The sequence below is a fragment of the Providencia sp. PROV208 genome, assembly GCF_028479465.1.
In the GTDB taxonomy this organism is placed as follows: Bacteria; Pseudomonadota; Gammaproteobacteria; order Enterobacterales; family Enterobacteriaceae; genus Providencia; species Providencia alcalifaciens.
In genome coordinates this window covers 313,995-334,080 of sequence record NZ_JAMPNS010000004.1, presented here as the reverse complement: position 1 = coordinate 334,080, position 20,086 = coordinate 313,995, and the positions used below count along the sequence as shown (strand labels likewise).

At 40.2% G+C, this 20,086-nt stretch carries 20 protein-coding genes, 1 tRNA gene and 1 pseudogene; 5 read left to right on the top strand and 17 right to left on the bottom strand.

Translation table 11 applies throughout. From position 1 onward, the window contains the following. Nucleotides 1–13: 13 nt before the first annotated feature. The 8 genes from PR766_RS04905 to PR766_RS04870 all read right to left on the bottom strand — a co-directional run bounded on the left by PR766_RS04905 (nucleotide 14) and on the right by PR766_RS04870 (nucleotide 8,213). A complete protein-coding gene (locus PR766_RS04905) occupies nucleotides 14–1,120 on the bottom strand; it encodes a fatty acid desaturase family protein (protein ID WP_154636305.1) in 1,107 nt (368 codons plus the stop codon). Continuing rightward, on the bottom strand, nucleotides 1,107–2,231 hold the full coding sequence (locus PR766_RS04900; RefSeq protein ID WP_036978139.1) for a sterol desaturase family protein: 1,125 nt from the start codon (nucleotides 2,229–2,231) through the stop codon (nucleotides 1,107–1,109). Before PR766_RS04900 ends, PR766_RS04905 begins: the two co-directional genes overlap by 14 nt. Further along, on the bottom strand, nucleotides 2,228–2,857 hold the full coding sequence (locus PR766_RS04895; RefSeq protein ID WP_154636306.1) for a phosphatase PAP2 family protein: 630 nt from the start codon (nucleotides 2,855–2,857) through the stop codon (nucleotides 2,228–2,230). The genes PR766_RS04900 and PR766_RS04895 overlap by 4 nt, the downstream gene beginning before the upstream one ends. Then, on the bottom strand, nucleotides 2,854–4,131 hold the full coding sequence (locus tag PR766_RS04890) for a F390 synthetase-related protein (protein ID WP_230086798.1): 1,278 nt from the start codon (nucleotides 4,129–4,131) through the stop codon (nucleotides 2,854–2,856). Before PR766_RS04890 ends, PR766_RS04895 begins: the two co-directional genes overlap by 4 nt. Continuing rightward, nucleotides 4,128–4,928, bottom strand: coding sequence for an MBL fold metallo-hydrolase (locus PR766_RS04885; protein ID WP_154636238.1), 801 nt, complete (start codon nucleotides 4,926–4,928; stop codon nucleotides 4,128–4,130). The genes PR766_RS04890 and PR766_RS04885 overlap by 4 nt, the downstream gene beginning before the upstream one ends. Next, nucleotides 4,925–5,932 (bottom strand): NAD-dependent epimerase/dehydratase family protein, encoded by a 1,008-nt coding sequence (locus PR766_RS04880; protein WP_154627814.1) that lies wholly within the window; start codon nucleotides 5,930–5,932, stop codon nucleotides 4,925–4,927. The genes PR766_RS04885 and PR766_RS04880 overlap by 4 nt, the downstream gene beginning before the upstream one ends. After that, a complete protein-coding gene (locus tag PR766_RS04875) occupies nucleotides 5,929–6,927 on the bottom strand; it encodes a 3-oxoacyl-[acyl-carrier-protein] synthase III C-terminal domain-containing protein (protein WP_154636239.1) in 999 nt (332 codons plus the stop codon). Before PR766_RS04875 ends, PR766_RS04880 begins: the two co-directional genes overlap by 4 nt. A gap of 134 nt (nucleotides 6,928–7,061) precedes the next feature. Further along, nucleotides 7,062–8,213, bottom strand: a complete 1,152-nt coding sequence (locus tag PR766_RS04870) for a glycerate kinase (RefSeq protein WP_036967491.1) — start codon at nucleotides 8,211–8,213, stop codon at nucleotides 7,062–7,064. Nucleotides 8,214–8,748: 535 nt separating this feature from the next. Between PR766_RS04870 and PR766_RS04865 the strand changes: the two genes are divergently transcribed. The 4 genes from PR766_RS04865 (at nucleotide 8,749) to PR766_RS04850 (ending at nucleotide 10,512) form a co-directional block, all read left to right on the top strand. Then, the gene (locus tag PR766_RS04865; RefSeq protein ID WP_006658533.1) at nucleotides 8,749–9,042 is read left to right on the top strand and encodes a helix-turn-helix domain-containing protein; all 294 of its coding nucleotides are present in this window, start codon (nucleotides 8,749–8,751) and stop codon (nucleotides 9,040–9,042) included. A gap of 191 nt (nucleotides 9,043–9,233) precedes the next feature. Next, nucleotides 9,234–9,806 (top strand): division control transcriptional repressor DicD, encoded by a 573-nt coding sequence (gene dicD, locus PR766_RS04860; RefSeq protein ID WP_412033821.1) that lies wholly within the window; start codon nucleotides 9,234–9,236, stop codon nucleotides 9,804–9,806. Between the two features lie 126 nt (nucleotides 9,807–9,932). Further along, a tRNA-Phe gene (locus tag PR766_RS04855) sits at nucleotides 9,933–10,008 on the top strand. A 183-nt stretch (nucleotides 10,009–10,191) separates the two neighbouring features. After that, nucleotides 10,192–10,512 carry an Arm DNA-binding domain-containing protein gene (locus tag PR766_RS04850; protein WP_036978152.1) on the top strand — a complete coding sequence of 107 codons (321 nt, stop codon included), beginning with the start codon at nucleotides 10,192–10,194 and terminating at the stop codon, nucleotides 10,510–10,512. A gap of 267 nt (nucleotides 10,513–10,779) precedes the next feature. Here PR766_RS04850 and PR766_RS04845 read toward each other — a convergent pair whose 3' ends face one another. The 9 genes from PR766_RS04845 to PR766_RS04805 form a co-directional block, all read right to left on the bottom strand. Beyond that, on the bottom strand, nucleotides 10,780–11,898 hold the full coding sequence (locus PR766_RS04845; protein WP_036963356.1) for a hypothetical protein: 1,119 nt from the start codon (nucleotides 11,896–11,898) through the stop codon (nucleotides 10,780–10,782). Between the two features lie 34 nt (nucleotides 11,899–11,932). After that, nucleotides 11,933–14,518 (bottom strand): fimbria/pilus outer membrane usher protein, encoded by a 2,586-nt coding sequence (locus PR766_RS04840; RefSeq protein ID WP_228075487.1) that lies wholly within the window; start codon nucleotides 14,516–14,518, stop codon nucleotides 11,933–11,935. A gap of 20 nt (nucleotides 14,519–14,538) precedes the next feature. Then, complete coding sequence (locus PR766_RS04835; RefSeq protein WP_036963354.1) at nucleotides 14,539–15,291, bottom strand: fimbrial biogenesis chaperone; 753 nt, start codon at nucleotides 15,289–15,291, stop codon at nucleotides 14,539–14,541. Further along, complete coding sequence (locus tag PR766_RS04830; protein ID WP_195848323.1) at nucleotides 15,288–15,971, bottom strand: fimbrial biogenesis chaperone; 684 nt, start codon at nucleotides 15,969–15,971, stop codon at nucleotides 15,288–15,290. The genes PR766_RS04835 and PR766_RS04830 overlap by 4 nt, the downstream gene beginning before the upstream one ends. A gap of 10 nt (nucleotides 15,972–15,981) precedes the next feature. Next, complete coding sequence (locus tag PR766_RS04825) at nucleotides 15,982–16,551, bottom strand: fimbrial protein (RefSeq protein ID WP_036978155.1); 570 nt, start codon at nucleotides 16,549–16,551, stop codon at nucleotides 15,982–15,984. Next, the gene (locus PR766_RS04820; protein WP_179896986.1) at nucleotides 16,517–17,026 is read right to left on the bottom strand and encodes a fimbrial protein; all 510 of its coding nucleotides are present in this window, start codon (nucleotides 17,024–17,026) and stop codon (nucleotides 16,517–16,519) included. Before PR766_RS04820 ends, PR766_RS04825 begins: the two co-directional genes overlap by 35 nt. Nucleotides 17,027–17,045: 19 nt before the next feature. Continuing rightward, nucleotides 17,046–17,744, bottom strand: a complete 699-nt coding sequence (locus PR766_RS04815) for a fimbrial biogenesis chaperone (protein WP_154636242.1) — start codon at nucleotides 17,742–17,744, stop codon at nucleotides 17,046–17,048. 46 nt (nucleotides 17,745–17,790) lie between these two features. Beyond that, complete coding sequence (locus PR766_RS04810) at nucleotides 17,791–18,369, bottom strand: fimbrial protein (RefSeq protein ID WP_051459478.1); 579 nt, start codon at nucleotides 18,367–18,369, stop codon at nucleotides 17,791–17,793. Between the two features lie 506 nt (nucleotides 18,370–18,875). Beyond that, a complete protein-coding gene (locus PR766_RS04805; protein WP_036963350.1) occupies nucleotides 18,876–19,193 on the bottom strand; it encodes a helix-turn-helix domain-containing protein in 318 nt (105 codons plus the stop codon). 746 nt (nucleotides 19,194–19,939) lie between these two features. Between PR766_RS04805 and PR766_RS04800 the strand changes: the two are divergent. After that, nucleotides 19,940–20,038, top strand: a pseudogene (locus tag PR766_RS04800) (DUF932 domain-containing protein); the annotation flags it as partial. Between the last annotated feature and the right edge of the window lie 48 nt (nucleotides 20,039–20,086).

Sequence of the window (20,086 nt, the reverse complement as noted above, 5' to 3'; positions counted from 1 at the left end):
AAGTGAATCTTGCTTACCTAAACCCTTCCCCCTCACCCATCCGCCGTAAAAACTGTTGTTGATAACGCCACAGCGTTTTGGCGTCAACACAATGATAATCCAAACCAAATTGCAGCGCGGTTTGCTGAATAATCTTAGCAAGAGCGGGATAATGCCGATGGTGCCAATTGGGAAAAATATGGTGCGTTAGGTGTAAATTCAACCCACCGAGCCAATAAGTCAACCATGTCGGTGTAGTTTGCCAATCGTAGGTGGTTGAAAATGTATGAGTATAAAATCCTTGTGCCATTCGTCCCGATTCTGGCGGTGTATAAAAAGTGGCTTTCGCCCAGTGAGTTCCGAGGATCAGCACCACAAAAATCAGTGATGCCAGCATCTGGCTCAGTAGATAAACCCCGAACAGTGTGCCAATGCCGATGCCATAAGGGGACAGCACCCAATACGGTAATAATAATGCCAATGCAAGATGCAGCATTTTACTTAGCAAAAATATACCAATACCTTTGGCGCCCTGATGGCGCATTTTGGGTGCCACCCGCGTGAAATGAAAGCGATCAAACCAATCAAATCCCCAAATCAGGGCGGGGAACGTCATTGCTGCAATCAGCGGCCAATACAGATGCTGCCAACGCATAAACGGATACCAGCGTTGATAAGGGGTTTGGCGCAGTAAAAAATTTTCTTCAATGTCTAAATCATAATGACGGATATTCGTATGAGTATGATGAAAAAGAATATGACGAACTCGCCAACAATCTGGGTCTAATCCCAGCGGAATTGTCACCCAGAAATTCAACCAACGATTCGCCCATCCGCGTTGAAATACCGCATTATGAGAGGCGTCATGCACCACATTGATCGCCAATAATAAGGCAAAGAAAATAAACAGTGGGTAGCCAATAAAAAAAGCTACACTCCCTTGAGAACTCAGCATGACAAAATAAGTGCTAAAACAAGCAATAACCAATAACGCACTTTTCAGGAAGGCTTTTCCATCCGCAAAGCGGTGCTCCCCGCGTTCTTGCAAGTATCCGTTAGCGGCTCGCTGTAATTCACGATGGAAAGCAAGGTCATCTTTCTGACGAAACGCCAGCGGAGGTAATGGGCTAGGCTTGTACATCATCGCTATCCACAACAGTTGATCCAATGCCGATGAGCACACACACACTGTGTAGCCATAACAGTGTGCTCGCCACCAGCCAGAATGGCGTTATCCATCCTGCCATCATGATCAACAACACCATCATACTGGCAACCACAAACCAGCTCCATTTTCCCCAATTCTGACCGCTAGATAGCCCTGACAGCGCCACAGTCCCGCTCGCCAGAAGGAGGAATAACCCAATTTGCTCGAGTGTCGTCCCATTAAAACCGTATCCGTAGCGATAAACATAGCCAATCACCAGAATAAACAAGAGTAACGTGCCGCCAACCAAGCCTATCTTTCCAATGTGATAGCGGGGAGAACGTATCGTTTTATCCCCTTTTTTAATGCCAAGCATACGCAAAAATGGACGGTTACTGTCAATCAGTGGATTTTCTGTCGCGGGCTCACCACCGATACCGTATTGATGAGGTGTTTCAGGGGATTCAGAGAACGTACCAAATAACTTATCCCAGATAATAAAACTACCGCCAAAATTGCGATTGGCATACCCACCTGTTTTAATGTGATGCACCCGATGATGATGCGGTGTCACCATCCACGCTTCCAACCATTTAAAACGGGGAATTAACCCACTGTGGTTAAAAAATTGAATGGTGTAATGAAGCACAGATACCGTCATAAAGACGGTGAGCGGCACGCCCATCAACGCCAATAACAGAAAGAACGGAATCGAAGTGAGTGAGGAATACCACGAATTACGTACCCCTAACGAGAGATTAAAATGCTCCCCTTGATGGTGCACCACATGCACGGCCCACAAAAGACGGTAACGATGGTGTAAGCGGTGCAGCCAATAAAAGCCTAAATCCCAAGCCACCAACGTGAACAACCAGACCAACCACGTCGGCCAGTTATCGACAACGCCAAAAGAAAAATGTGTCACCACAAATCCGTAGCAAAATAGCTCTAATCCACGGAACAGCCATAACATGATATGACCGGAATTTAAGTTAAACACCACATCTTGCCAGCTAAATGAAACCTGTTTTTGGCGGGCAATAATCAGCGCCTCCACCATCACAATCAACACCATAAAGATAATGGGAAATGTCAGTTCATTCATCGCACTCTCCGTGACGGATTAGCCGCCAATAAGCGAAACGTCAGTAAACGAACAACCGTTATCGCTATCCACGCACAAGCCGCGCCGCCAACCACATCAATAAACAGATGCCGCTTCAGCATTAAGACAGAAAAAATAATCATCAACGCCCACAATAGCCACAAGAGGTTTCTCAAAAATTGGTCTTTTCGACACAAAGCCCTCCATGCAATTAACGTCAACGACACGTGGAGCGAAGGCAGCATATTTTGCGACGTATCCACCTGCAATAACCCGGCAAGCACCTGCTGAGTCAGCCCGCTACCTATATTTTGAGGAAATTCTGCTGTAGTTGGATAAATCAGGTATACCGTACCTGATAGCACCGCACAGAGGATCATCTGCCACATTAACGGCTTTACTTTATCGGCATTACTCAGCAGATAACCACAAGGAATAAAAAGGAAAAAAGAGAGATAGAGCCATACTGAATTTGGCGAATAACCGATGGCATCATCAATCACTATGGGGGAAATAATATGTGCGGAAGAATAAATATGCCCCGTCAAGGAGTAGACAAACCCAACGCATCCCCAACCTAATAACAAATGCCCCACGCGCTGCCATACTGACATCGACGTTATCATGGAGCCTCCCGCGTGATCCGCCGACGCTTGATTGCCATTGTCGTCACGGGCAAGGTCGTGTTGAGTTGCCACTGAAGATGCGCTATCACTGCGCCTTGCAGTTCAAAATAGTCAGTTAGTGCTTGCTTACACGCCAAGAGCGCCGCGTCTTCACAATCCGCGGATAAGGTGAATAACTGCCCCTGTTGATGAAGTCGGTAATCTGTTTCCGTTGGTAAAGTATTACATATCACTCGGTTACAGGCGTCCGCAAACAGAGTTATTGGCTCACCTTGTTGGTTGGTTAAGACCAATTGATCATCGCTACGCCCTTCAATGCGTTCAATAGCCAGTTGTGCATCACCGCAGGGGCATGGGGTTTCTCTAGCAACCAAGATATCATCGAGTTGATAACGCACAATGGGCTGAGTTTGTCGCGTAAAATCCGTGATAATCGGTGAAAATCGACGTTCATCAATCCATCGCTTTTCGATATATAAAAAAGCCTCATTAAGATGCAACGTTCCATGGGCACAGGTGCACCCCAGAAAGCCCTCGGTGGCTTGATACACCTCACCGACATCAAGAAACACTGATTGGAGCAATGCCTTATCATCCGCTGCCAATACTTCTGCCACTGAAATCACTTTTTTCGGAGTTAGCGAACACTCACCTCGTAGCTGACGCTTTGTAATTTCCACTAGCACCTGTGCAGGAGCAACAATAATAGTAGGCTGCCATTCATTAAGCGTAGCAAGATGCTCATCAAAATCCCCGAGCAGATCGTAAAACTGAAAAGAAAGCCAACGATTATTCACACTCTCATATAAGTTATTGTTTGCACGTAGAAATAATGCAACACGTTCACCCGCAAATAGCCCATCGGGTAACATTTTGGCTAACATGGTTCCCGACCAGCGAGCTTGTTCGTCAGGGCTGACCACAAAAATACCGCGCTTACCTGAAGTACCAGATGATAACCCCACACTGAATTGCCCAACTGTTGGCGAGAAATCCCGAGAAAACTCACTCTGTTTTGCGCAAGCGAATAACTCATCAACCTTCAGATTTTGAGTGTTCATGCTATCAAAATGCCGCATCATCAAGGCTTTATCCATCACGGGCCATTGAGTGAGTGCTTGCTCACAATACGCCGAAAAATAGGGACTGCGACGTAAAAAACGCTGAGTAAATCGCGATAATCGTCTCTGTTGATATCGTTCTAGCACCCCACGATCGGTAAAACGTAGTCGGCGAGTTTGCCAGTAATACCACAGAATTTTTAGCAGCCTCACAAATCACCTTCATGGCACAGTTGAATCGGTATGTGACGCTTATCAATGTGGTGTAATTTATTCAGCGTCTCGTAATAGGCTTGGCGGTCATCCATAATTAAATTCGCTACCGCCATTGGTCCGCGTAATTCTCGGTAATTCGTTGGTGACCATGCCGCATCCCCCGCCAGCAAGATCCAGCCGTCATCCGTCGCGACACACAGCCCTGTATGCCCCGCGGCATGACCCGGCAGCGGTACTGCAATTAAGGTTTTTTCAGGGTTTATTGCATAACCAAATCCTAATTCGGCTAAAGCTTCGGGCAGCTCAATATGCTCAAAACCTTCATAAAACCGCGCTCTTTCTTCGAAATCTTCGGGTATCAATCCGCGCACAAAGGCTTTACGTAATGCCGAAAAACCCGTTAATCCTCGGGTTTTCTCCCAGCCATCGCCAGAACAAATAAAAGGGACATTGGGAAAATCTCGCAATCCCGCAATATGGTCACCATGGAAATGAGAAATAATCACCCCAGTGATGTCGGCAGGCTCGATACCATCTGCCTTAAGTTGGGACACTAACGCATCCTGAGTATCGAAATAAACTGGCGTGACCGCACGGTACAACCGCATAATCCCCTCGCGGGTATGGTCATAGAAATGGTCAGCATACCCCGTATCGAACAGCCAACGTTGGTCATGCCCTTCAATCAGCCACGCCCGAGCAGGGAATTTACACGCCTTTATACTGGCACCCTTGAGGGCAACACAACCGGGATGGGTGCAATATCCCACTTCAAAGACCCGAATGTTCATCATGATTTGCCCTCTTGATTTTCATTAAGCCATTTGGCTGTGCGTGCAATGCCCTGCGCCATGGAATAGCGAGGGTGGTAACCGAGTTCCTGCTGAGCGCATTCATTATTTAAAATCATCGTGAAATAAGCAGCACCGAGGCTATAACGGGTTAATAACGGCTCTTTTCGCTGCATAATCGCCAATTTTTCTAAGCAGAATGCCACACCGTATAATAGCGAATAAGGGGCTGATTTAATCTGACACGCCGTTCCAGTTTGTTCAAACAGCATTCTTAATGTCGTGGCTAACGGTTGAGGATCTTGGTTGGTGATATTAAATATCGAGCCACTTTTTAACGGTTTTTCGGTTGCCAACATCATGGCATCCACCACATTTTCAACGTAGGTCAAATCGAAGGCATTTTTGCCCCCTGCCGGCAGTACCAATTTGCCATGGCGGGTGCGGACTTGCGCCATCAAACGCGGCAATAAAACCCGATCATGAGGCCCAAATAATCCTCTAGGGCGCAAAATCACAAAGGTAGTTGAAGGATAATTCGGCACTATCTTGGCAATTTCTTGCTCGGCAAGGAACTTCGTTCGCGCATAATCATTGGCAAATTGCGTGTTATTCGTTGATTCGAAAATATTGTGCTGGTGAGTAAAATTAAAATAGATAGCTGGTGTGGAGATATGCACAAACCGCTCGATGCCCTGCTCTGCCGCGGTCTGCGCCAAGGTTTTGGTTGCTTGCCAATTAATGGCTTCAAATGTTTCACGCGCACCCCATGGCGCCGACAGTGCGGCGCAGTGCCAAACTGCCTGACACCCTGCCATCAATTCGTGCGCGGTTTCAGGGGTCAACTGTGCTAATTCAACGGGAATAAATACCGCCCCTGCATCCGTTAATTCCTGACCAATAACCAAATCACGCCCGCAAGCTACCACCTGATGCCCATCACGTAGCAAGATTTCTGTGGCATTGCGCCCAAGCCCACTGGTCGCGCCTGTCACTAAAATTTTCATGGGATCAAAACCAAGGCAGATAACGCCAAACCGGCTGCGGTTCCTACCAACATTACGTGGGATTTACCATAAAAACGGTCGGTGATAATGGCTTCATGTAGCGCGGAAGGAATTGATGCCGCCACTTGGTTGCCATGTGTGGCATAGATATCGACTAACTGTTCGGCGGTGACACCAAGACGCCTACGCATATGTTCCAAGGATAAGTGACTCGCTTGATGGGGAACCACCGTGTCTATCTGCGCTAAGGTCACTCCCGCTTGAGACAGTATTCTCTCCATAAAATCCTCAACCATGGCGGATGCCATCTTGAATAGCGGTTTGCCTTTCATGTGGAATAAGAAATCGCTCGGCTCCATACCTGAGCGTGGATTACGGCGAGTCCCCCCCGCACGAATTTCACAGAGATCTAATCCTTCAGGATAGGTTTCCAAGCGAAATGCCAAAATGCCACTATGCCCATCACCATGCTCAACAAGTGTACAAGCTGCGCCATCACCAAAGATCAGCGAAGATTCTTCATGCTCCCAATCGATCCCACGAGAAGCAATATCCGCAGAGACAATCGCAATTCGGCGATACTGATGGGTTGCGAGTAGCCCACCCGCGATTTGCAATGCCGATAAATAACTCACACAGCTCGCATTCACATCAAAGCAGGCAATACCCGAATGAAGTGCTGAACTTGCGAGAATATGAGCTGCGCTACAAGGTAGGGCTTGAACGGGAATAGCCGAGGCACAAATCAAGGCATCCACTGAAGCTGGATCAATATGGTGACGAGTTAATGCATCGTGAATTGCTGCTGCAGCTAATTCAGCTTGGCTATCCGTATTGGAAGCATGGTAGCGCCAGCGGATCCCTGAGCGTTTTTCAACATAACCGCTAGGCTTATTCAGCTGCTTATCCAAATCCACTGATAAAACTTTATGGGCTGGCAATGCAATGCCAGAAGCGATGATTTTCAGTGGGACAAATGTAGTCGGGTTAAGCATCTTTTTACCTATTCTTTTTTGTTTATTGCTTTATTAACCCATCATTTACCAAATTACATCGCTACATGGTATCGGAAAAAGTGCATATAAAATAAATATCGGAAAAAACGCCATATTTTCCATCAGTAAATTTTTTAATTTTTATTCTTCAAATGACGACCAATATTCAAAACATTAGCCACATTAAAGGCAGCGTTTTCTAAATTCTCTGCACCCTGTTTGAGAACCTCATTGAGTGGGGCTAAGCGCGGTAAAATACTGAATACTCCCGTCACACCTTCTTGATACAACGCCTCAATGCCCTCGCCTAATACTCCGCTCAGTGCAATGACTGGAATTTGGTGTTTTGCTGCCAGTCTCGCAATACCTATTGGCGCTTTTCCTCCTGCGGTTTGCCCATCCATACTGCCTTCACCAATAATCACCAAATCCGTATTCTGCAAATGTTGCTCAAACTGCAAAGCCGCCATCACAATCTCAATACCTGATTTAAGCTCACCACCGAGTAATGCAGCAATAGCAACAGCTATCCCACCTGCGGCACCACCGCCCTCAAGGTAACGATAATCTGTTCCTGTTAAATTCTGAAGATGACCCGCAAACTGATCCAGAGCCTTGTCTAATTCCACAATCATTTCTGAAGTCGCCCCTTTCTGCGGACCAAAAACTGCCGCTGAGCCTTGCTTGCCAACTAAAGGGTTACTGACATCACAAGCCACGTCAATTTTGCAATGGGACAAGCGTGAATCAAGATGCTGAATATCAATATGAGCAATTTGCGGGAGAATGTTACCGGAAGTCCCAAGCAACTGCCGATTTTCATCATAAAATTTGACGCCGAGAGCCTGCAACATTCCCACGCCACCATCCACGGTCGCACTACCACCAATGCCTAAAATGATTTGCTTAACACCTTGGGAAAGCGCATGCGCAATCAGCTGTCCCGTTCCATAGCTGTTTGTCAGCATCGGGTTGCGCTGCTCAATAGGCACTAACATCAAGCCACTGGCTTGCGCCATTTCAATGACCGCAGTTTGACTTTCGGCTAATAATCCATAGTGCGCCGTCACCGGCATACCGAGAGGATCAGCGACTCTCACCGACACTTTTTTGCCATGCCGCGCAGCGACTAATGCATCAACCGTTCCTTCGCCACCATCAGCAACAGGTAACAACACATATTCCGCTTCAGGAAACACCCGTTGAAAACCATGAATGATTGACTGAGCTGCAATGTCCGCACTCATACTTTCTTTGAAAGAATCAGGTGCAATGATAATTTTCATTAATCTGTATTCCTTATTTACAATCTCTAATATTTATTATTATTCTTGATAAACTATTTAAAATAACATCGATAATCAATAAACAAATCTATATATTTATGACGAAGTAAATATAAATCTTTCTCTCGAAACATATTTATGAATAACATATATATAAGTGTAACAGCACATGTCTTAATTAATATTTCATTATTATTTTCCTCGTTATTCCCATGAAAAACAAGCCAGTGTTTATCACAATAAAAATACACCAAAAAACCAATAATCTAGTTTAATAAACTAAATAACTGAAGATGATTAAAATAAAAACCCAAACAACTTTAATTTTGCACTCTTGATTTGCGTACTTAAAATAGCTATTAGCTATCGAAAATAGCCTATCAATCCGTCATAAATATTGGTAATTAATTTAACTTAGCGGTTAAATATCCCCAAATTGACCTAGTCAATTTTCGATTACTCTAGCCCATTAAAGATAATAATATTTAATTATCTTTGAATAATATTGTCTTAATCATTCTCGCATGGAGGGATCATGATAACTAACCAACGATTCGATAACCATGAAGTGTCTACCTATATTGGTTCATTTCTCAAACGCCGCCGTAAAGTTGTTGGACTCACGGGTGCTGAATTAGCTTCTCGTTTAAGCATCAGCCAACAACAAATTTCTCGCTATGAGCGAGGTGTCAATGCGATTACTATTCAAAATCTTTTGGGAATTTTGCATGCTTTAGAGTTAAAAAAGCACGATATTGATGAGTTCTTACAAAATATTTTCGATTTTTATCATATCGATATTGATATAGAGAGAAAATTGCTTAACTAGAAATAACTTTCTACTAAACAATTTGTTAGGTATAGAGAGGAGCCATCCTCTCTACCTCTTTTTATTCCTTTTCTCCCTCAATTCCCCTCAATGACCGTCATACCTGTGACAAAATCAACGCCTATAAATCAACTTTGAACATTGCTATGATGGCAAAATCAGCAAATCTTGTGATGGAGATAACAATGAGTATCCAGCGCGACACTATTTTAAGCCATGCGTTAAACCAGTTAGAAAAACAAGGGTTATCCGCATCGACAGAGAGTTTATTGACTGAAGTTGAATCTGATTTTACGACCCTTCGCCAATTTTGGCCTGATGATGAGGCGCTCGTTTATGACGCTCTACGCTATCATGGACAACAAATTGAAGTATGGCAGCGTCAGACGTTATTAGATGAGCGACTAAGCCCACAATTAAAGCTTATGGCACGCTATCAACAGCTCACAGAGAAAGTCCGTGAAGGACGCTTCCCAGGCTGCTTATTTATCTCTGCCTGTAGCTACTATCCTGACCCAGAACATCCTATTCACCAATTAAGCCGCCTACAAAAAGCCAATTCATTCAACTTTACTAAGCAACTCTTGGATGAATTAGATATTGAAGATGCCGAGTTAGTCGCCAATCAAATGGAGCTGGTCTTAGAAGGTTGTTTGAATCGCTTGTTGATTAATCGCGATGTCAATGATGTTGAAATTGCCCAACAGCTTTCAGAAGATATTTTAACTATCGCGTTATGCCGTAAAAAAGGCGCATTAAGTTAAATTTAACTCACTCGCGCGTTAAACAGACGTTTTTTGTCGAAAAAGAAAACACTCAGTACGAAAATGGTTTTTTTTATTAAAAATGCATTGACGAGAACAGCCTAATACGGTTTAATGCGCCCCGTTGCCCGGATAGCTCAGTCGGTAGAGCAGGGGATTGAAAATCCCCGTGTCCTTGGTTCGATTCCGAGTCCGGGCACCACTCATTTATAAGACCTCGCTGAAAAGCGGGGTTTTTTGCTTATAACGCCCGCTAAAATTCATACTCTCCCAAAGTTTCAACTCAGCTAAATTCTACTTAACTCTGCCCACATCAACTCTATTGTGCGGTAACATACGCTAGTGGTACGAACGTTACCTCTCAGGAAGCTTACAGTGGACCTGATTGACACTAAAATGTGAAGTCGCTAAATCCGATGCTAAGCCCTATAAATTAACCGATAATGCAGGTTTACATTTATTGGTTTACACCAAAGTTTTTAAGTACTGGCGATTACGCTCTCGTCATTTAGATAAAGAGAAAACCCTAGTGCTAGGGTTATACCCGGATACCTCTTTATCGAAAGCTAGACTAAAACGCGATGAGCTGAAAAAGCAGATTGCTAAAGGTATTAACCCATGTGAACATGACCCCATCTTAACGGGCGCTCACAATCCCTCTAAGCCCATGAGTGAAAATACCGTGAAGAATTTAAAATTTCGGTAGTAAAATAAATTACTGAAAAAGGTCATAGTGTGGTCGAAGTTTCTATATGTTTAGAAACTCATCATAATCTATATGCTTGAATTGATTGTTTTGATCCACAATAACCTAAGATAAAGTAGTAGTTAATTATTACTATTCATTTTTTATCTCTGGATTAATAAGACCTCTGATATGATGACTGAATTCCTCTATGATTGGGGAATTCAGTCTGCTTGCATACCTATTCTATTTGGTGATTATCTTGAAATACATAGCAATAACGCTTTTTTATTTAACAAATACAGAGAGATCTAACGCTCCGTGATAAATACCAGGTTCAATATAGTGCTCGTCTTTGCATAAATTCCAATCAATGGTAAATTCACCGCTATAATTTCCATATTTAGAATCTAAATCAATATCAAAGATCTCACCATTAAATAAGACCTCCCCCTCGTCATCACAATCTGAACCATTCTGATTGATTATCCCTTCAATGTATAAACCATTATCTTCATAGTCTTCATTAATTAAATAGAATTTATTAGGTTCATCTTTAATTAACCCAGTTTGCAATCGAACCGAACCTAAAACAGTGTTTCCAATATTACTATCACAGTCGATTTCGACGGTAACATGCTCTTTATCCACAAGTCCTATATCTTCATCGGAAGCGAGGTGAAACGTCGGTGAAGTATTTCCATTGACATCAATGGTGCAAGCATCTAATACATTAATGTTAATAGAATTTATTAATACTTCAGAAAGGTCTCCGGGTGCCTGTCTTGATAATGATGCTCCATATAATGTCTCGACATCAGTGCCGTTTTCAAGTGCAATAGTATATTCACCAGGATCAGCGTAATCAGCCGATAAAAACTTTATTTCGCCGCCTGTCAGAGTAATATTGACTTCTCTATCTTCACTGGGGTCGAAAAAATCATCACTACTTCCTGGTGGATTTAAGCAATATGGATTTCCACCTATAGCTTCTAAATTATCTATTTGAACAACTTCACCATTAATCACCCTAACAGAACCTTCCATTTCTGAACCATCTGCTTCAACCCAATTTGCCGTCGCAAAATAACTAAGAGAAAAATAGCCAACATGGTCATGATTTTCATTCATTAATTGAAAGTAATATTGGTTATCTTCTTCATGAAGAGCATCTACAGAAATACAGTAAGCTCCATCAGAACTAACCGATATCAAACCAAAAGACGGCCAATTCTGTGTCGCTTTTAAAGGACCAACAAGGTTAATCGAAGAGTTGGTCGAAACATAAGCCACATCTGTATCTGGTGGAATAGTTACATCTAGAGTATTAGCAACTCCTAATGAAGTTTTCAGCAAACACAACGCTAAGATAGCTTTTGCAACACCCTTTTTCATCGTTAATGTCATTATTTCATTCCTCATACTGGCTATCTTGCGTTAATCACTGACACGTTAGGTTAATTTTTCTAACTGGATTGTCTTCCGTTACTGCAATATCTTTTAAGTGAGTATAATGAGCACTACACGATGCGCTGTGGCTATTTCCCCATTGGATCAGTAATGTTCCGGAGTCTGGTAATCCACTCATATAAAGTTGGCCGTTATCACCCACAATACTGGTGTTCTCTTCAGTTGCGTCATTATCACCCAGCTTAGCAATCGCCCCAAATGGGATAGTACCGCCTTCATAGGTCAACGAAATCAAGGCTTGCATCCCAACACGCGTTGGGAATTTGGCTTTCACCACCGCCCCTTTGGTCGGATAGACGTTTTGAGACGTTTTCGGTAGCGTCACATCATCGGGTAAGGTATTCACATTTAAGCCAATGGTGTTTTTGGCATACTCGTTAACATTTGGTGCTACCGCATAGCCAAACATATCTATTTTGCCATTACCTTGGTTTAGCAAGGTACCGTCCGCATCCGGTGCTTCAACCAATACCACTGAATTACCTAACGTTCGCGCCAGTGTCACACCACCTGAATGGATCACCATTCCGCCATTGACACCCGCGTTGAAAGAAGAAGAGCTTGATGAGTAGTTATACCCTCCAGAAAGACTGCCTTTTGAAGTGTTGTAATTCATACTAATCGAGCTATTACTCTCTTGGTTGTTATTCCCCATACTTTGTGAAAGCGAGTAAGATAAATCTCTGTCCAATAATGAACCGTGTAGCCCCATTTGCTGGCTATAGTTACCGCGGTTATTTTTCGAAATATAATAATTACTGCTCATATTTCGTAAGTGCTCTTCATTAGTAAATAAACTAAAAGGCACATTCACATTAAAGGAGATTTGATGATTTTTAGGCCAATCATTGCGACTATCGGATTTTCTGTAGTCAATGGCATAACTGACGTTATAATTCACCCCTTTAAAGTTACCGTTATACCCTGTCGATAATTGAGTGGTTTCCGTATTGGAATCCCAATAATCAGTACGACTGCCACTTAAATAAATCGAACCATATTTACCCAGTGATTGTGAAAGTGCCGTTCGGAAACTGGAACGTTGACGTAGCCCTAACCAAGGTGCCACACCATCACTGAGCTGGTAATTATGGGTATTAAAATCCGAGAAACTGAAGAAATGGCGCGTTGAATAACGCAATGCCGTTAAATCAACATTGGTGCCCGTTGAGGTTAAGCTTTTTGAATACTTAATCCTAAAGGATTGACCTTCTTTTCGATCACCAGAAATAAAAGACGCCGCCGCATGGGTAATATCGACAGATAAGGCACCAAAGTTCCCTAAAGAAATACCCGTCCCCATCACCCCAGAGAAATAATCTTTAGAGAATAAAGAACCACCATATAAGGTCACATCATGAGGCAAACCATAAATCAAACTCCCCAACACAAATTTGGCACGTTTAGAAGAGCGAGTTAAATTGCCGTTATATTCCCCTGCTGTGACTTCATATTTTACGCCACCCGGTCTTAACATCACCGGTAATGAAGAATACGGATAGACAAAGGTTCTCTCAGAACCATCTTCTTCGCTGATATTGACCTGCAAATTCCCTGAAGAACCGGTTGGATATAAATCTCTAATACTAAAAGGTCCCGGAGCAACATAAGTTTGGTACACGACATTGCCATTTTGACTGACCGTGATCCGCGCGTTGGATTGCGCAATACCATTAATTTCAGGAGCGAAACCACGCATACTAGAAGGCAGCATTTTTTCATTTGAAAACAGCTTAATCCCTTTAAACGGAATACTATCAAAAACGTTACTGCCCGTTGAACTTTCACCCACCAACACTTCACCACGTAACGCGTTAATCGCTCGCATCACATAGGTGTTTGAAAAAGTCGACGTTTGGTTACTGTAATTACGTCTTCCTTCTGAGTTAGAATAATAATAACGATAGTTTGAGCGCAAACGCCAAGCCCCTAAATTGACGCCCCCACGCAAACTCAAAAAGGCATTATCATTATTTTGTGTTTCTCTCTGAGATTTATTACGACTATGGTTACCATTAAGCTGATAAGAAAGCAGAATGGCAGGAATACCATTTTCCAACATGCCTTCAGGTACATAGCCATTAGCGCGGTTATCCATATAAATTTGTGGAATACTGATTTCCATATTCAGTTTAGACAAATTGGTTTTCACAAACGCGTCAGGAATATAATCCCCTAATGCGGTGATCTTCTCATCATCAGAAAGTTTTTGTAATGTAGGGATCGAAGCTAAATTCACGCCAAGCTCTCCTAACATAGGTTTAGTAAATTCAGCGGAAATATGGCCATCACTGCCTTTTACAAACGTGACATCCATACTTCCCATATCTCTTTTATTGATATAGACGGTAATATTGTATTTACCTTCAGGCACGCTATTAGCTTTTTCAAATTGAGATAAATCAATTGAATTTGGATCGATCCCTGACTGCAACGATAATAATTTGGGATCAAAAAAATCCTCTGCAAAAGAATAACTAGCAACGCCAAGACAATAAGAAATAAAGCTAAGATAAAAAATTTTATTTTTCATCTTAGACAAATTATATAATTTCATCGTTATCTCTCAGTTATTTTTTATAGTTTTTGAGTTTGTTCTGGCATTTCCAGCATAAATTCATTTAATAATCGCCAACTCACTATGGCATTGGCATAATTCCCTTTCGGTAATGGATAACTTTGTTTACTAAAAGGTGGCACCAATTTAAAAAGCTGCATATTGTCAATTTGATGCTGTCCTACCGCTATTTTCCCAAAAGTTAAATAAAGAGGAGATTGATTATCCACAATCAATTTCCCATCAGACACCGTAAATTTAAACTTATCTTTGACATTCGCCATTTTAAGATTTTTAATCGTTTCTGGTCGATAATAAAATTTATAATGTAAGACTTTTGATAAAGTTAAATCGCCATCCATCTTTTTAAAACTCACTGTATTTTTCGTGCCTTTCGGTGGAATGGCTTTTAATCGAACAAAGAATACCGACTCCCGGTCTTGCGGTAATTTTTTTAAATTATCAATCTTTTTAATTTGCCAGCTATATTCTGACTTTGCCTCTAACCGATATAAGGGAGGTGTGATCATAAAAGGAATTACGCTTTCCTTTTTCACATTCAGACCTGTCGACTCATCAGGAATAGCTATATCCGCTTGAACAAGATAAGCATTTTGATCGTTATTCTTTAATAAGAATGAGAGTCCTCGGCTTTCTTGATGAAAAACCAAACGTTCACTGGGAAAACGTAAACCGCTACTAGTGTTTTTTGCCGTCGCTTGGTGAAAGTTTAATAAACCTAAAAAGAATACAACCCATGCAATCATTTTCATTTTTTAGCCTTACTTTCAAATATAAATGGCTTGGTTGTTCCACCATAATCATTCATTATTCTCCATGAAAAAGAGTTAAGCCCAGCTATATCTGAGATCGTGACATTTGAATAAGGTGCAACCATTTTATTTTTTATTTTACGTGTATTATTCACCTTCATATCAACCAGAGTCGTATAATAAGGTGTTGGGTTATTGATGGTTAATGCATTATTCGCATAACTTACGGAAATTTTTTCATACGAATCTTTCGCTGTTATCGGTAAATTTTTAGGTCGGTAATAAAGCTTAATTACTAAATTAGTAACTATTGACAACTTTCCACTACTTTTTTCATCATTTCTTTTTGGCGGGATTGCCCTTGAACTAAAATAAAATACACTTTCACGATCTTTTGGTAATAAATTTAATGATGCTGGAAAAATACGCATCATAAAGGTTGAGTTTTTTTCGACCCTAAAAATAGACGGCGTAATAACAAAAAAATCACTTTTATTATTATCAACATCATAAATTTCATTTTGAACCAGAAAAGGAGAATCCACATTATTTTTAAAGGTTATTGATGCTGACTTATCGCCTTCATTAAAAATGATCCGTGTCTTATTTAAACTTAAACCTGCGGAGTAAGCTAAGAAAGAGCTAAAAAATAACAGAGCAGCAAACGTTATTTTTTTCATTATAGTCGCCTTAATCTGAGAAATAACTAAAAGTGACATGTGCCGTGAATTCACCCACATCATCTTCTGAGCAACTGTTGCCCAAATTATAACAAGCTAGTACCGCCGTTAAGATTATGTGTTCATCGCCATCTTCGATATCATCAAAAACAGTATCACCCACGGCAAAATTCTCTTGCTCATCTTCATCCATAATAGCGACACCAAAATAAGCATCAGGATTGCTATTAAAGACATAATCATTTGAGCCATCAACGGTGCTTCCAGAGGTTATTTTGATGGAGCTAGTTGAAAAATCACCTTCACAGTCTTGCAAAATAATTTCGAATTGCTTCTTCTGTGTTTGCTCAATAATTTCCTGCATTGATACAATGCCGAAATCAATTTCATCAGTAGCAGCATAAAGATCTTCGACAATAATTTCGCATGGCTCTTGGTCAACATAAGCCGTAAATTCAAACCGGATCGAGTCGTTATCCGCTTTCGTTTGCACAGAAAGCAATAAAGAAAACACCCACGAAAAAATAACCAAATATTTTTTCTTGTTATGGTATTTGCAGTGAGAGTTCAATAGCAGCATCAATATCACCTGATGTTATGGTTTGATTATCAATTTTTGCAGCAACGACTTCAAAATAATGCTCGCCAGTCCCTGACTCGACAGTAGCTTCATCGCCCGAGAAAATCACTTCCTCACATGCACCATTGTCATCACCACAATTCATCAATAAAAATCCCACATTGATATCGTCGTCTTCATACAACACATTATTTTTTATTTGTGTGCTGCTGACTGGCGTGATGATGATATCGATAGACTCTGCGTCATCTGAGATACCCTCACAGCTATATTCCACCATGAAGGATTTACGATAATCACTTTCTTCACCTGGCTGCAGCGCATTCAGCACACTACTGCTAAAAGGTTCATCAAATATCACTTCTTGATCGCTATCAGCGGCAAATTCACACGTGGCATTAGCCACTGTGCCACTAAAATAAATCGTTGCACTTTCATCGGCTAAACTGATATTAGGTAATAAAACCGCGGGCAATAGTAATCCTAAAAAACATTTATTGAATTTCTGCTGAGTAACCATCATAGCCTCCTAAATCATTAATTACGGTCCATTTTGCTATCGCTCCTTTTGGTACTTTTAGGTCAAAATTAATACTTGAAAATGGTGCTATCATATTATTTTTATTGTCTGAATTAATGGCTATCGCTTTATTATTCAACGTCACGTTAAATAGACTGATGTAATAAGGTGAACGGTTGATAACCTCCGTTTTATTACCAACATTTTTAAATACTAGCGATGACTGTGCTTCTTTAGCTGTTTGCTTTAAATCGGTAGGCCGATAAAATAATTTAATAATATTGTCAAAACCGATAATCACCCCTTCACTATTTTTATCTCTCGCTGGTACCATTCGGGCTTTAAAATAAAAAACCGATTCTCTATCTTTAGGCAGTTGATTATTAACTAACATAATACGCACGTCTTGTCGGCTCATTTTTTCTAAACGGAATAAGGGTGGCGCGACTTCAAAAGCATCAGGATATTGCTCACTCGTTATCGCGATTTGTGTGAGATAATTCGTTTTTTCATCATTGTTTCTGAGTGTCACAGAAACACTTTTTTCACCTTGCGAGTAAATAATGCGCGTGGCATCAATACCGACTCCAGCGGAATAAGCAAAGTTATTTAACAATAAGAAATTAGATAAAATAATCAACAGCCAAATTTTTAACGACAGTGTATTTTTCATAGACTTTTATTAGGGTGATTACAAAACTGTAATCACCCTACTTTAATTAGTTATAAGCGACGCTAAAGATAACAGGTACATTCAAAATATCTGTATCGTTAGCACCATTAAGTGCGAACAAGTCTGCTTGCATTGGTAATAGATTTACTGCATTACCATCAACGTCAGTGACAGCACCTTCTTCATCCTTACTCATAACCAATGATTGATTAACACTAATTAATTGGTTTGGTTTAATTTCAGTCGCTGTACCTGAAGTCGGGTTAGTTTTAATTCCGACTGCTAATGTTTTTGCATCCGTGTTTGCGAACAGCGCTGGATTAAAAATACTTGCTTGACCATCTGCGTATAAGCTTAATGCACCAGAAGTAGTTTCAGCACCTGCACAGTTCGTTAATACTAAGTTGAAGTCTTTTTTAGCAATAGATGTTGTTGGATCTTGGGTAATGCTATCAGCAGTGAAAACCCCGAAATCAACAATAGCGCCAGAGCTTGTTGCAATATCACAAGTTCCTTTCTGTAATTGTGCTTTAAACGTGACCGTTGTTGTTGTTGCAGCCATTGCAGAGCTTACAACACCAGCGGCTAACATTAATGCAGTAATAGATGCTAATTTAATTTTCATATTGAACCTCTTTTATAATGATAAAAACGTACGACACCACATGGAGACAGAATTACTCTTACACTTGATTTTTATATAAAACTATTTAAAGCCTATTTCTCTTCGAAAATTTCGATTGATTACAAAAAACTAAATTTGCAATATTTATTCAATTACCGATTCAGAAAAGCAGAAAATAATAAATCAAATAAAATTATACAAAATTGCCATTTCGTATAATTTTATTTTTTCTTTTCTATCAGAACGATGAAATGCATTCTCATGTAACAAGAATAATAATAAACCAACCGCCTTTTACTCTTTTATTTAAATCTATTTTTAATGATAGTATTTTGCTATTTAATTATATGATGTCTTGCTGTTAAATCATGACTAAATCTCTAGTTCTTTTCTAATTAACTTTTCAAGCATACAACCTCAGCCCTCATTTAATATTAATATCATTTAATTGAAATAAGATTTATATATTTATTTAATAAAGAGATCGTTAATCTAACTATAATTTTTTATATTATAGTCTCATATTTCTTAAATAATAAATTAAATTCACTGTTAAGCCCTGATAACTCAGCTTCTATTCGTTTCGAAACAAAGAAAAAGAAAGATTCTAAAGATATCTCCAAATAATGAAGCAAAAGACATAACGTGGATAAAGTTATTTCACAAATGCCATTTTCATAGCGTGAAATTTGTTGCTGTGAAATGCCAATGAGTGAGCCTAATTGTCTACCTGATAATAATTTATTTCTTCTTAAGCATGCAATTTCATCTGCAATAGCTCGAGAAAATAATTCTCTCCTTCTCTCTATTTTTTTTAAACTCATTCATAAACCTTAAAACATTAAATAAGAATCAATTTCAAAAATATTAAATAAAATAAATACATCACCATGAATCTGTTTTTATTTTTAAACAAATCAGGAGTAAAAAACAATAGGGCTAAATTTGGCAGTATTTTCATCCAAGGCATAATTTACACATTACTCCTGCGTTGATTTTATAAAAACCAATAAATTACAAAAGGTTACAATATCCTTACTCATAACGCAGCTTAAATGACTAGTAATAAACTCCATAAAAACTCAAATTAAGAGTAAATTTTAGCTTTATCTGTTGAAAAAAATATTTTTTCATAGTTACATTTTAAAAATTATCAAAGCTGAAAGAATCATCATGAAAAATATGAAAATACTAATAAAATTCAATCAGCTAACCTCTATTCTTTCATTACATGATTGGTAACAATTATGTATTCAATACATCGAAGTGTAAAAAACATGTCTAAATATTATTTCGATGACATTTAATGACATTGAATTTAGCTTAAGTCATTGATGTTTTTGATTTATATCACATTAAGTTGCATTAAAAATGACACATACATTTAAGACTATGGTTTCATTTATGGAGTTGACACAAATTTAGATTGCTGTTGGTCACTCAGACATTTGGGGTGTTGAGGAAGGCCCCCCAGCCAGTCCTTCCTTAGAACTGAACATGTATACTACCGCATCCGACTTCCGACAGACCCGTATGAAGAGATTTAACTACAAGGAATTATCACAAGGGGTTAACCACCGAAGAATTATTTCGCACTATACCAAGTGTATTTTCAGAAGATAAACATGTCTCTCGCAATAAAAAATACGACTATATTCCCACCATAACATGATTCAATAGCCTTCAAAAAGAAGGCTTTTCCCCCTAGTGGCGTTTT